We start from the raw sequence: 12,714 nt of genomic DNA, 5'->3' as shown, positions 1-12,714 counted from the left end.
GTTGCGTCCTTTCCCTGTCGCGCTGTCAAACAGGGTAGCAAGCATGGGCCAAAGGACTTTGATTCAGGTCAAGTTGGGGCGCTGATCCGGTCCAGATAGGCGCGCGTGGCGTCCTGAACGCGACGAAAGCGGTCTCCGCCCAATTTCTTGCCGCCATACCAGCGGGTGACGATGATCACGTGATTGCGCAGTCCCTCACGCTCCAACATGCGTAAGATCACCATGCCAGCGCCGCTTTCGCCATCATCGGCCTTTAGCCCGCCAGTCGGCAAAACCGCCGCCCATGTATTGTGCGTGGCCTTGGCGTAGCTTTTGTCCGAACGCAGCGCGTCCAGCACCGCGTCAATCTCGGCCCGCGATTCGACATGAGCGCCCGAGACCGCGTATTTCGAGCCCCGGTCCGTCAGGACGACCCCCATCCGCAACACATCCGTCATTGGGTCAATCCAAGCTGCCGGGCCGTTTCCTGAACGATCTGCACACGCTGCGCGTTGGGCGGATGCGTGCTGAGGAACTTGTCAGCAGGATCCGGAATGCGGTCGAAGTACTTGGCACCGACCAAGGGGTTATATCCGGCATTATAGGTAATGATTGTACCCAGTTGATCGGCCTCAAGCTCAAAGGTCTGGACATAGGCCTGCACACCCACTTTAGCGCCCAGTTTCTGCGCCTCTTCAATCTCGGCGTCGCTGCCGCCGCGCAACCGCGCCAAGTCTCCGAATTTCGCGGCACTGGCGCTGGCGTTTTCGCTTTGACGGGCGATATGACTCAGAACGTGATGCGCCGCCTCATGGCCCATGACAAAGGCCAGCTCATCCGCGTTCTGGGCAGACTGAATCATCGAGCGGGTAAAAATGATCACCGGCTGCTTTTTATCGTCCAGTGTCTGAAACGCATTGGCCGGGGCCTTGGGATTCAAGTCCACCAGAATTCGGAAGTCGCAGTTCTGCCCCTTTGAGGTACGCAGACATTGCGCGCGTGCTTCGTCACCGATTGCCTGGCTCACCTCGCGGAAGGTCTCAACCGTCACGGGCGCGTCCGAGGCCTCCCACTCGGCGACAGACTGCTCACGCAGGGTTTCTGCGCTGCATGCCGCCAGAAACAGTGCAATCACCAGAAGAATGAGTCGACGCATCACGTTTCCTTCAAGCGGTCAGGCCTTAAGGGGAACATAGCGCGCGTATGACGGCACGACCATACCCGGATCGCGCCCAAACGACTTGCATTGCGAGGCGGTCGCGCGCACTCTTAGGTCATGTTTTCGATTGAGCATGAATTCGACTCGACGGTGATCACTCTGGTGGATGAGGGCGACAAGCCTTTGAACGAGGACGTTGTCATCAACAGCTTCGCGGAATGTGTAACGTTGGAGCAATTCGATCCCCGTACCGGAGAGGTCCAGAAAATAACACTGTCGCCTGAACAGGTACGTGATCTGGCAGCCGCGCTGGATCTGCCCGAAGGCGTCTATCAAATTCGCGAAACGCAGGATTAAGGCTCCTAGAGCACGCGCATGGACGGCGACACGCCGATGCCTTAGATATCCCAAATGTAGCCATTCAAACCCCTTTTCCGTTGGCCCCACCGTCCGGCCGGAAAAGACCCAGCGAACTTGTCCTGCCCCTTGAAACCCAAGCCGTGGCAACCAAAATACAAACCGCCGATGTAAAGGAAGTTAACATATGTCCCTGAAAAACCCCGCCGCGCTGGAATTTCTGCAGGTGCGCCGCTCTCGCCCTGCAAAATCGCTGATCGCGCCGGCTCCGACGCAGGATGAGCTGTTGCCGCTGCTGACCGCAGCCGCGCGCAGCCCTGATCATGGCAAGCTTGAGCCTTGGCGGTTCATTGTGCTGGAAAAAGGCGCCATGGCGCGTCTGGCCAGCCTGACCGAGGAATGCGGCACCGCTTTGGGCAAAAGCCCCGAAGACATCGCAAAAGCGCGCAGCCAGTTCGACTTGGGACATCTGGCCGTAGCCGTGATCGAGGTTCAGAAACCGTCCGAGAAAATCCCAGCCATCGAACAGACCTATTCGGCAGGCGCGGTCTGTCTGGCGCTGTTGAACGCGGCATTGGCCGCCGGATGGGGCGCCAACTGGCTGTCCGGCTGGCAGACCCACGACCGAGCCTTCTGCCAAAAGGCATTTAGGCTGGCTGACAATGAAAGCGTCGCAGGCCTGATTCACATCGCCACCGAGGGCAGCGCCCCGCCCGAGCGCCCCCGGCCCGATGTTGCCGCCCTGACGGAATGGGTCGCGGAATGATCATCCTCAACGCGTTTTTCGCAGCGCTGGGTCAGATCGGAGACCCAAAATTCCGCTCTGTCCTGTTTCGGGGCATCGGGCTGACAATCCTGTTGCTGATCCTCGCCTGCGCAGGCGCGATCTGGTTCATCAATTCGCTATCCGGCAGCGAGATTTCACTGCCATTTGTTGGCACGGTTTCCTGGTTGAACGACGTGCTGAATTACTCGGGCATTTTTCTGGTGCTGGTGTTGCCGGTGTTCCTGATGGTGCCGGTCGCCTCGGCCATCACCTCAATTTTTCTCGAGGACGTGGCGCAGGCCGTTGAGGACAAGCACTATCCAACCCTGCCCAAGGCTCCAAGGATACCGGTCTCCGAGGCCATCATGGATGGGTTGGGCTTTTTAGGCGTGCTGATCCTAGCCAATATTCTGGCACTGATCCTCTACGCGATCTTCCCACCCTTCGCGCCCTTCATTTTCTGGGCGATGAACGGATTTCTGCTGGGTCGAGAGTACTTTACGCTGGCCGCCATGCGCCGCTTGGGCCGTGACGGGGCACGCAAGCTACGCGCCAAACACGTCACCACAATCTGGGCTGCAGGAACGCTGATGGCGATCCCGCTTTCCGTTCCTTTGGTGAACCTGGTGATCCCGATCCTCGGGGCGGCCACGTTCACCCATATCTACCACAAGCTTTCGAACACCTGAGGTCAGCGCGGCTCCAGCTGGTTCAACCAGTCGAAGTCGCGCACCGAAATCGCGCCAGACAGGATGATCCCGGCTATGATCGCCCACAGAACGATCGAAATGCCGGTGGTGATCCACATCTTCTTTTTCATGTGATGCTCTTCCGGCGCACCCGCATGGGTGCCCGGAACGATATCCCCCAGATCGCCCTGCGTCTTGATACGGATAGGCAGAACGATCAGCAGCGTCATGAACCAGATGACGGCAAACAGAACCAAAGCGGCAGTGATAGTCATGTCAGGCCCTCCGGGCTGGCGTTACACCTGTTCCAACTCGACAAGGCAACCGTTGAAATCTTTGGGGTGAAGGAACAGCACCGGTTTGCCATGGGCACCGATCTTGGGCTCGCCGGAGCCTAGCACACGCGCGCCGGTTTCCTTCAGGTGGTCACGCGCGGCGATGATATCGTCGACCTCATAGCAGACATGATGGATACCTCCGGCGGGGTTCTTTTCCAGAAACCCGTTGATCGGGCTGTCCTCGCCCAAGGGGTACAAAAGTTCAATCTTCGTATTGGGCAGTTCGATGAAGACAACCGTCACACCATGATCGGGTTCATCCTGAGGCGCACCCACCTTGGCCCCCAGCGCATTGCGGTATTGATCCGATGCGGCCTCAAGGTCCGGAACGGCGATGGCAACGTGGTTCAGGCGTCCAATCATGATAGTCTCCTCTGTCCTGCGTTGCTTGGGTTATGGGGGCTGCCCAGCCAAAGAACAAGTGCGCCAAATTGCCCGTTAACCCTGTGTTAGCCAGAAGTTCCTAGCGTTAGGCATCTGCTGGATAGGAGAGCTGCCATGGACGATTCGGGACCATTGACCACCATTGCCACACCCACCGCGACCCGACCGTTGCGGGGACAGACCATTCTGGTTGTCGAAGACAGCCGATATTCCTGCGACGTGATCCGCCTGATGTGCCTGCATAGCGGCGCGCGGATCCGGCGTGCAGATTGCCTGAAATCGGCCCGACGCCACCTGCAGATCTATCGCCCCTCGATCATCGTCGTGGATATGGGGCTGCCAGATGGCTCGGGCGCTGATCTGATCGCCGAACTGGCGCAGGCGACCCCCCGGATCGGCGTGATCCTTGGCATGTCCGGCGATGACTGCACCCGCGAAGAGGCGATGCAGGCCGGTGCGGATGGATTTTTGGACAAACCAATCAAATCCATGGCCTTCTTTCAAAAAACCATTCTCGAACTCCTGCCCGAAGACCGCCGCCCCAGCGAGCTGCACGCTGTCCGGGATGAGCAGATCCATCCCGACCCGCTCGCCTATCAGGACGACATGGCCCATATCGCCGATGTGCTGGCCGGTCCGAATGATCACCGCACGCTTGACTATGCAGCCCAGTTTCTCGGCAGCGTCGCGCGTGAGGCCAATGATCTGGTACTAATCAAGGCGGCAAAGGACCTTGCCGCATCCCGATCCGAAGGCACGCCGATCACCGCCCGCGCTGCGCAAGTTGCCGGGATCGTTCAAGACAGATTGCAGCAGAAAGAGGCTATCTGAATTGATCACCGCCTATTTCATCACCGCATTTTTGTTGTGTTTGTGGATGTACCGACAGGCTCGCAGCTCGGCTCGGGCCATCCGGGCGAAACGGGTCGGGGTGGCCAATCGTCTGGACTAAAGCGTTTCGGGTTTCACCTGAATCATCAAGTGACACCAATGTCCCGAGAACGCTGAAAGCCTGGCAGGGTATTCGTGTCACAGGTTTAACCCGAAGCGATCTAGGTTAGGTTTGCTTGAAGCAATGAGCGGCACCACCGTCCCGAGAACGTCACAGGCATATCCAGGGATTGAGGTGGCGAGACAGAACGGAAATACACACGCATTCTCGCCTCCAGTGATCGACCCGATCAGGTGATACGCAGTAATTGCTTGGTTTCACCCCCTCAAAAGCAAACCGCCCGCTTGAAGCGGGCGGTAGTTTCTTTATTCCTGCGGGATGATACGAAGCCCCAGCTCCATCAATTGATCCGAGCTTGGATCGGACGGCGCATCCATCATCAAGTCTTCGGCGCGTTGGTTCATCGGGAACATCATGACCTCGCGAATGTTGGCTTCGTCCGCCAGCAGCATCACGATCCGGTCGATACCCGCAGCACAACCACCGTGTGGCGGCGCGCCGTAGTGGAACGCGTTGAACAGGGCGCCAAAGCGGGATTTCACCTCGTCCTCACCATAGCCTGCCAGTTCAAAGGCTTTCAGCATGATTTCCGGCTTGTGGTTCCGGATCGCGCCCGAGACCAGCTCATACCCGTTACAGGCCAGATCGTACTGATAGCCGCGCACGTCCAGAGGATTGCCGTTCAGCGCTTCCATACCGCCCTGCGGCATCGAGAACGGGTTGTGTTCAAAGTCGATCGCGCCGGTTTCTTCGTCTTGCTCGTAGATCGGGAAATCCACGATCCAGGCAAAGGCGAAACGATCTTTCTCGGTGAGACCAAGCTCATCGCCGATCACATCGCGCGCCTTGCCGGCGACCTTTTCAAAGGCTTTCGGCTTGCCGCCCAGGAAGAACGCTGCATCACCGACGCCCAGACCCAGCTGCTGACGGATCGCCTCGGTCCGCTCGGGACCGATGTTCTTGGCCAGCGGGCCAGCGGCCTCCATCCCTTCACCCTGATCGCGCCAGAAGATGTAACCCATCCCCGGCAGTCCCTCTTTCTGCGCAAAGGCGTTCATACGGTCACAGAACTTGCGGCTACCGCCAGTCGGCGCTGGGATGGCGCGAATTTCGGTGCCTTCTTGCTCCAATAGCTTTGCGAAAATCGCGAAGCCAGAACCGCGGAAGTGGTCGGAGACCACTTGCATTTTGATAGGGTTCCGCAGGTCGGGCTTGTCGGAGCCGTACCACAGGGCCGCATCCTTGTAGGAAATCTGAGGCCATTCCTGATCGACCTTGCGGCCGCCACCGAACTCTTCGAACACGCCGGTCAAAACGGGTTGGATCGTGTCGAACACATCCTGCTGTTCGACAAACGACATCTCAAGATCGAGCTGATAGAAATCGGTGGGCGAACGATCCGCGCGCGGGTCTTCGTCCCGAAAGCACGGTGCGATCTGGAAATACTTGTCGAAGCCCGACACCATGATCAGCTGTTTGAACTGCTGAGGCGCCTGCGGCAGCGCATAGAACTTCCCCGGATGCAGACGCGAGGGCACCAGAAAGTCACGCGCGCCCTCAGGCGACGAGGCGGTGATGATCGGTGTCTGATATTCACGGAAGCCTTGATCCCACATGCGGCGGCGCATCGAGGCCACAACGTCCGAGCGCAGGGTCATGTTCTGCTGCATCGCCTCGCGGCGCAGGTCCAGATAGCGATAGCGCAGGCGGGTTTCCTCGGGGTATTCCTGATCGCCGAACACCATCAAGGGCAGTTCTTCAGCGGCACCCAGAACCTCCAGCTCACGCACGTAGACTTCGATCTCGCCGGTAGGCAGTTTCGGGTTCACCAGATCGGCGTCACGCGCTTTGACAGAACCGTCGACGCGGATACACCATTCCGAGCGTACTTTCTCAAGCTCGGCAAAAGCCGCGCTGTCACCGTCGCACAGAACTTGTGTCACACCGAAATGGTCGCGCAGGTCGATGAACAGCACGCCGCCATGATCTCGGACCCGATGCACCCAACCGGACAGGCGGACGGTTTCACCGACATTGGCGGCGGTCAGAGCGGCGCAGGTGTGGCTGCGATAGGCGTGCATGGAATATCCCTTCGGGCGCAGAATTCGTCGCGCCGATACACCCTGTCAGGCTTGGAAAGTCAAGGCGGGTCGCGCCGTCAAAACGGCCTTTGAACGTTGCCGGAATAGAAATACACGCCCAGACCCACGGCAAAGATGATATTCCCCGCAATCGCGTGCAGCAGCACCGCGTAGAAGAAGGACCCTCGTTTGCGATAGGCCCAGCTAAACAGCAGGCCGCCAACAAATGTCATGACGGCGACGATCCAGCTCCAGTACATCAGATGGGCGAAGGAAAAGATGGTCGCGTTCAGGAGGTCGGCCTTGCGGCCTTCAGGCAGGATCCCATGGTAGCGGCGGTAAAACAGCGGGCGGAACAGCAGCTCTTGCGGTAGCGCAGACAGGAGCGGATAGCCAACCCAAATGAACACCAGCATTTCGGGCCGGTGTTTCAGCAGGAAAAAGGCGGCATCCGGGCGGGTCAGGTAGATAAGAGCAATGCAGAACAGTGCGGTAACTGTCGTGAACGCGACCAGTTCACGGACCGACCAGTTTGCCCAATTGTAGCGAAGTTCGGCCCATTGGAAGCCCGGTGTGGCATGCAACAGGACAATGCCCAGTCCAGTGAATGCAAACAAAGCCGGGAACATCCAGTTGGGCGGGAACAGGACTGCAATCAGCAGAGGGACCGCAACGAAGAACGCACCGAACTCAAGCCGCAGACGCCCCATCGCCACCGGTCGGTGATCCAACGCGCTGTCGTTGCTCATAGTGCCACCAGCTTTGCGGGGATTAGGCCGCGCAGAGAGTTGCCCATATAAATCGCCTTGGCGGAACTCAGATCATTCATGGTTAGAACGGCCTCGGCCCAACCCTCCTCCAAAAGCTGTTCGCGTAGAATGCCCGGCAAAAGACCGCAGGACACAGGAGGCGTAAGCCTGCGCCCGTCCGGCATTTCAATGAACAGATTGGTGATGGTTCCTTCGCACAGCTCTTCCCGCTCGTTGAAGAACAGCAGCTCGTCAATGCCATCCGGCAGGGAGGCTCGGGCAGTATCATAAACCACGCGGCGCGTGGTTTTGTGCTGCAACCATATGTCGTCCGAGTTCAGCCGGGTCTGAGAAATCCCCAACCGCCAGATCTCAGGATTGCCAGCTAACGCGGCCGTGGTCAGGTCAAAGCCTCCATGGACATCCATGGTCAACCGACACCGCAAGGGGGCATCGCTGGTAACGCCGGACAATATCACAAGCGCCGCATTGCGGTCGAAGGACAGCGCCAAGTCCTTTGCCGTGCGCGCCATGCGGTCAAGGTGCCGATCACGCCGCACGAAGCCCTGATCGGGTTGAAAGCCAAGGGTTTCGATCAGGCGGAAATCAGGCTCAACTGGTGGGCGAAGCGGGCTTTCCATAGGGCTTCCTCGTATTCAGATGGGGCTGTGCTGTCCCAAACCACGCCGCCGCCGACATTCAGGGTGGCGTTTCCATCGTCCATCATCAGTGTGCGGATGGCGACGTTGAATTCCGACCGGCCATCCGGCGCGGCCCAGCCGATGGTTCCGCAATAAATATCACGCGCCCAGGGCTCCAGCTCGGACAGGATCTCCATCGCACGGATCTTGGGCGCGCCGGTGATGGAACCACAGGGGAACAGTGCCGTCATGATGTCGGACAACCCGGCCCCGACCTGCAGCTGCGCCCGCACCAGCGATACCATCTGATGCACCGTGGCATAGGTTTCGACCTTGAAGAGCTCCGGCACGTGAACCGAACCGGGCAGCGCCACGCGGCTGATATCATTGCGCAGCAGGTCAACGATCATCAGGTTCTCGGCCCGGTTCTTCTCATCTGACGACAGGAAATTACGGCGGCGGGCGTCCTCGGCCATGTCCTCGCTGCGCGGCTGGGTGCCCTTCATGGGGCGCGTTTCGATCCGACCGGTTTCATCCGTGCGGAAGAAAAGCTCGGGCGAGCGACTAAGAAGGTCGGGCAGCCCGTCCTGTTGAACCAGCGCTCCGTGGCCGACCGGTTGGCCGGATGTAAGCGCCGCGTATAGCGCCGCGCTGTCTCCATCAACCGTCAGATCAATCGGGAAGGTCAGGTTCGCCTGATATATATCCCCAGCCCCGATAGCATAATGCACTGCCTGAAAGGCCTGACTGTACCGGCTCTCATCCCAACGCGGCTGAAACGCAGATACGCCGCCATGGGCTTTGGGCAATGTGCTTTGGTCCGGCTCGTCGTAAACCCCGAAACACAACAGCGGCAGCTTCCGGTCTTTCGGCAACAAACCATGCAGCCGAGGCTCCAGCACATAGCCCAGCTCATAACTCGCATACCCAGCCAGCCACCCGCCCGCCGCGCGCGCGTCATCGAGGGCCGCCAACGCGTGTGGCACCTCCTCCGCGGCATCCGCCCGGATGATGTGGGATGGCCGGTCGAACCGGGTTCCCGGACCGGCAGGTCCCTGATCAAAACGAATACGCAAGTGCATCCTCATAAGCCGTGATGCGCGATATAGAGAATACTCTGCCAAGGGAAAGGGGGGAAAGCGGCAATTTCACCTCTGTTCCCGATACCTCTTGCACCTTTTCGCGCGGTCCCTATAACGCAGGACAATTTGGGCGCTGGGGCGGTGCCCTGACTCGCTGACAATCGAAGGAACAAGGCCATGCCGAGAAGAACCGACATCCAGTCGATCATGATCATTGGGGCGGGTCCCATTGTTATCGGACAAGCCTGCGAGTTTGACTATTCCGGTGCTCAGGCATGTAAGGCGCTGCGCGAGGAAGGGTACCGGGTCATTCTGGTGAACTCGAACCCGGCGACGATCATGACCGATCCGGGTCTGGCCGACGCGACGTATATTGAGCCGATCACTCCCGAAGTGGTCGCCAAGATCATCGAGAAAGAGCGCCCCGATGCCCTGCTGCCGACCATGGGCGGTCAGACCGGCCTGAATACCTCGCTCGCGCTGGAAGAGATGGGTGTGCTGGACAAGTTCGGCGTCGAGATGATCGGCGCCAAGCGCGACGCCATCGAAATGGCCGAAGACCGCGCCCTGTTCCGCGAGGCGATGGACCGGCTGGGCCTTGAGAACCCCAAGGCGACCATCGTGACCGCCCCCAAGCGCGAAGACGGCTCCACCGATCTGGATGCTGGCGTGCAGATGGCATTGGATGAGCTGGAAGAGATCGGTTTGCCTGCCATTATCCGCCCTGCTTTTACCCTGGGCGGCACAGGCGGCGGTGTGGCCTATAACCGCGAGGACTACATCCATTTCTGCCGCTCGGGCATGGATGCCTCGCCGGTCAATCAGATTCTCGTCGACGAAAGCCTGTTGGGTTGGAAAGAATACGAGATGGAGGTGGTGCGCGACACTGCCGACAACGCGATCATTGTATGTTCCATCGAAAACGTCGATCCGATGGGCGTGCATACGGGTGACTCAATCACCGTGGCCCCGGCCCTGACGCTGACCGACAAAGAATATCAAATCATGCGCAATGGCTCGATCGCTGTTCTGCGCGAGATTGGCGTCGAGACAGGTGGTTCGAACGTGCAATGGGCGATCAACCCAGAAGATGGCCGCATGGTCGTAATCGAGATGAACCCGCGCGTATCGCGGTCCTCGGCGCTTGCGTCCAAGGCGACCGGTTTCCCGATTGCTAAGATCGCCGCGAAGCTGGCCGTCGGCTATACGCTGGACGAGTTGGACAATGACATCACCAAGGTCACACCCGCCTCGTTCGAGCCAACCATCGACTATGTCGTCACCAAGATCCCTAAATTCGCGTTTGAGAAGTTCCCGGGCTCCGAGCCCTACCTGACCACCGCGATGAAGTCGGTGGGCGAGGCGATGTCCATCGGCCGCACCATCCACGAATCGATGCAAAAGGCTCTGGCTTCGATGGAATCAGGCCTCACCGGGTTTGATGAAATCGAAATTCCCGGCCTGAATATTGGCGTATGGGACGAAGCCGAAGACAAGGCCGCCGTGATCAAGGCAATCAGCCAGCAAACCCCCGACCGTCTGCGCACCATCGCGCAAGCGATGCGCCACGGCTTGAGTGACGACGAAATTTTCGGTGTCACCAAATTCGACCCGTGGTTCCTGGCCCGAATCCGCGAGATTATCGAGGCCGAACGTCAGGTCCGCAAGGACGGCCTGCCGGTCACCGAGGACGGCATCCGAAAACTGAAAATGCTGGGCTTCACCGACGCACGTCTGGGCAACCTGACTGGCCGTGACGAAGACAACGTCCGCCGCGCCCGCCGCAATCTGGGCGTAAAGGCCGTGTTCAAACGCATTGACACCTGCGCCGCCGAATTCGAAGCGCAGACACCTTATATGTACTCGACCTACGAAGCTCCGATGATGGGTGAAGTCGAGTGTGAGGCGCGCCCGAGTGATCGCAAAAAGGTCGTCATCCTCGGCGGTGGCCCGAACCGCATCGGTCAGGGCATCGAGTTCGACTATTGCTGCTGTCACGCGTGCTTCGCGCTAACCGACGCGGGGTATGAGACCATCATGGTCAACTGCAACCCCGAGACGGTCTCGACGGACTATGACACCTCGGATCGTCTGTATTTTGAGCCGCTGACTTTTGAGCACGTCATGGAAATCCTGACGAAAGAGCAGGAAAACGGCAGGCTGCACGGCGTCATCGTCCAGTTCGGCGGCCAGACTCCATTGAAACTGGCCAACGCGCTTGAGTCCGAAGGCATTCCGATCCTCGGCACCACGCCCGACGCGATTGACTTGGCCGAAGACCGGGAACGCTTCCAGGCGCTGGTCAACGAGTTGGGCCTGAAACAGCCCAAGAACGGCATCGCTTCGACCGATGAACAAGCGTTTGAGATCGCCGAAGAGATCGGCTTCCCGCTGGTGATCCGCCCTTCTTACGTTCTGGGTGGCCGCGCGATGGAGATCGTGCGCGATATGGATCAGCTGCGGCGCTACATCAACGAGGCTGTTGTGGTCTCGGGCGACAGCCCGGTTCTGCTGGACAGCTATCTGGCGGGTGCGGTGGAGCTGGACGTGGACGCTTTGTGCGATGGCACCGACGTTCACGTTGCGGGTATCATGCAGCATATCGAAGAGGCGGGCGTTCACTCGGGCGACTCGGCCTGCTCACTGCCGCCCTACTCACTGTCAAAAGAGATCATCGAGCAGATCAAAGAACAGGCGTTCAAACTGGCCAAAGCGTTGAACGTGGTCGGCCTGATGAACGTTCAGTTCGCGATCAAGGATGGTGAGATCTACCTGATCGAAGTAAACCCCCGCGCCTCGCGGACCGTTCCCTTCGTCGCTAAAGCCACCGACAGCGCGATTGCGTCAATCGCCGCGCGGGTCATGGCGGGTGAGAAACTGGCGGACTTCCCGAAACGCCCGCCCTACAAAACAGTCGACGACAGCAAGATCGCCGACCAGATGACGCTGGCCGACCCGGACATGCCGTGGTTCTCGGTGAAAGAGGCCGTGCTGCCCTTCGCCCGCTTCCCCGGCGTCGACACCATTCTGGGCCCGGAAATGCGCTCTACTGGTGAGGTCATGGGCTGGGATCGCGACTTCCCGCGCGCCTTCCTGAAGGCACAGATAGGCGCTGGCATGGTGCTGCCGTTATCGGGCCGCGCATTCATCTCGATCAAGGATGCCGACAAAGGGCCGGATATGTTGGAGGCCGCGCGCGTTCTGGTCGATCAGGGCTTTGAACTGGTCGCCACACGCGGCACGCAAACCTGGTTGGACGCGCAGGGCGTACCTTGCGAAGTGGTCAACAAGGTCTATGAGGGACGCCCCGATGTGACTGACCTGATGAAAGACGGCGGTGTTCAGTTGGTGATGAACTCAACCGAAGGCGCACAGGCGGTGGAAGACAGCCGATCGATCCGTTCAATCGCTCTTTATGACAAGATCCCCTATTTCACCACCGCCGCCGCCAGCTACGCCGCAGCGTTGGCGATCAAGGCACAGGCCGAAGGTGATGTTGAAGTGAAGTCGCTGCAGGGCTGACTTGCAACACAAGGA

13 protein-coding genes are annotated in these 12,714 nt (G+C 59.3%); 5 read left to right on the top strand and 8 right to left on the bottom strand.

Annotated features, from left to right (window positions below; translation table 11 throughout):
• Positions 1-68: 68 nt before the first annotated feature.
• Positions 69-437, bottom strand: coding sequence for a YigZ family protein (locus ACR3FB_RS04040; protein ID WP_170480391.1), 369 nt, complete (start codon positions 435-437; stop codon positions 69-71).
• The gene (locus ACR3FB_RS04035) at positions 434-1,135 is read right to left on the bottom strand and encodes a M48 family metallopeptidase (RefSeq protein WP_480564339.1); all 702 of its coding nucleotides are present in this window, start codon (positions 1,133-1,135) and stop codon (positions 434-436) included. Before ACR3FB_RS04035 ends, ACR3FB_RS04040 begins: the two co-directional genes overlap by 4 nt.
• A 120-nt stretch (positions 1,136-1,255) precedes the next feature.
• Between ACR3FB_RS04035 and ACR3FB_RS04030 the strand changes: the two genes are divergently transcribed.
• The 3 genes from ACR3FB_RS04030 (at position 1,256) to ACR3FB_RS04020 (ending at position 2,950) form a co-directional block, all read left to right on the top strand.
• On the top strand, positions 1,256-1,495 hold the full coding sequence (locus tag ACR3FB_RS04030; RefSeq protein ID WP_170460576.1) for a hypothetical protein: 240 nt from the start codon (positions 1,256-1,258) through the stop codon (positions 1,493-1,495).
• Between the two features lie 187 nt (positions 1,496-1,682).
• Positions 1,683-2,261 carry a nitroreductase family protein gene (locus tag ACR3FB_RS04025; protein ID WP_480564336.1) on the top strand — a complete coding sequence of 193 codons (579 nt, stop codon included), beginning with the start codon at positions 1,683-1,685 and terminating at the stop codon, positions 2,259-2,261.
• Positions 2,258-2,950 carry an EI24 domain-containing protein gene (locus tag ACR3FB_RS04020; RefSeq protein ID WP_480564333.1) on the top strand — a complete coding sequence of 231 codons (693 nt, stop codon included), beginning with the start codon at positions 2,258-2,260 and terminating at the stop codon, positions 2,948-2,950. The genes ACR3FB_RS04025 and ACR3FB_RS04020 overlap by 4 nt, the downstream gene beginning before the upstream one ends.
• A gap of 2 nt (positions 2,951-2,952) precedes the next feature.
• Here the strand turns inward: ACR3FB_RS04020 and ACR3FB_RS04015 are convergent, their stop codons facing one another.
• Both ACR3FB_RS04015 and mce read right to left on the bottom strand, forming a co-directional pair.
• On the bottom strand, positions 2,953-3,225 hold the full coding sequence (locus ACR3FB_RS04015; protein ID WP_170374730.1) for a DUF1467 family protein: 273 nt from the start codon (positions 3,223-3,225) through the stop codon (positions 2,953-2,955).
• A 21-nt stretch (positions 3,226-3,246) separates the two neighbouring features.
• Entirely contained in the window at positions 3,247-3,651 is a 405-nt protein-coding gene (gene mce, locus ACR3FB_RS04010) for a methylmalonyl-CoA epimerase (RefSeq protein ID WP_170555832.1), read from the bottom strand.
• A 135-nt stretch (positions 3,652-3,786) separates the two neighbouring features.
• Between mce and ACR3FB_RS04005 the strand changes: the two genes are divergently transcribed.
• Positions 3,787-4,503: a response regulator gene (locus ACR3FB_RS04005; RefSeq protein ID WP_480564330.1), complete on the top strand. Its 717-nt coding sequence runs from the start codon at positions 3,787-3,789 to the stop codon at positions 4,501-4,503.
• Positions 4,504-4,929: 426 nt separating this feature from the next.
• Here ACR3FB_RS04005 and aspS read toward each other — a convergent pair whose 3' ends face one another.
• The 4 genes from aspS to ACR3FB_RS03985 all read right to left on the bottom strand — a co-directional run bounded on the left by aspS (position 4,930) and on the right by ACR3FB_RS03985 (position 9,177).
• Entirely contained in the window at positions 4,930-6,705 is a 1,776-nt protein-coding gene (gene aspS, locus ACR3FB_RS04000) for an aspartate--tRNA ligase (RefSeq protein WP_480564327.1), read from the bottom strand.
• Between the two features lie 77 nt (positions 6,706-6,782).
• Positions 6,783-7,454 carry a CPBP family intramembrane glutamic endopeptidase gene (locus tag ACR3FB_RS03995; protein WP_480564323.1) on the bottom strand — a complete coding sequence of 224 codons (672 nt, stop codon included), beginning with the start codon at positions 7,452-7,454 and terminating at the stop codon, positions 6,783-6,785.
• Positions 7,451-8,095 carry an aminotransferase class IV family protein gene (locus ACR3FB_RS03990; protein ID WP_425085155.1) on the bottom strand — a complete coding sequence of 215 codons (645 nt, stop codon included), beginning with the start codon at positions 8,093-8,095 and terminating at the stop codon, positions 7,451-7,453. Before ACR3FB_RS03990 ends, ACR3FB_RS03995 begins: the two co-directional genes overlap by 4 nt.
• Complete coding sequence (locus tag ACR3FB_RS03985) at positions 8,050-9,177, bottom strand: aminodeoxychorismate synthase component I (protein ID WP_425085154.1); 1,128 nt, start codon at positions 9,175-9,177, stop codon at positions 8,050-8,052. Before ACR3FB_RS03985 ends, ACR3FB_RS03990 begins: the two co-directional genes overlap by 46 nt.
• Before the next feature lie 177 nt (positions 9,178-9,354).
• On the opposite strand from ACR3FB_RS03985, the gene carB reads away from it, so the two are divergent.
• On the top strand, positions 9,355-12,699 hold the full coding sequence (carB, locus tag ACR3FB_RS03980) for a carbamoyl-phosphate synthase large subunit (protein WP_480564320.1): 3,345 nt from the start codon (positions 9,355-9,357) through the stop codon (positions 12,697-12,699).
• The last annotated feature ends 15 nt before the right edge of the window (positions 12,700-12,714 follow it).

This window comes from Ruegeria sp. AO1 (assembly GCF_056535985.1).
Note: the sequence above shows the minus strand (reverse complement) of the source record. Positions and strands in the feature narration are given on the sequence as shown.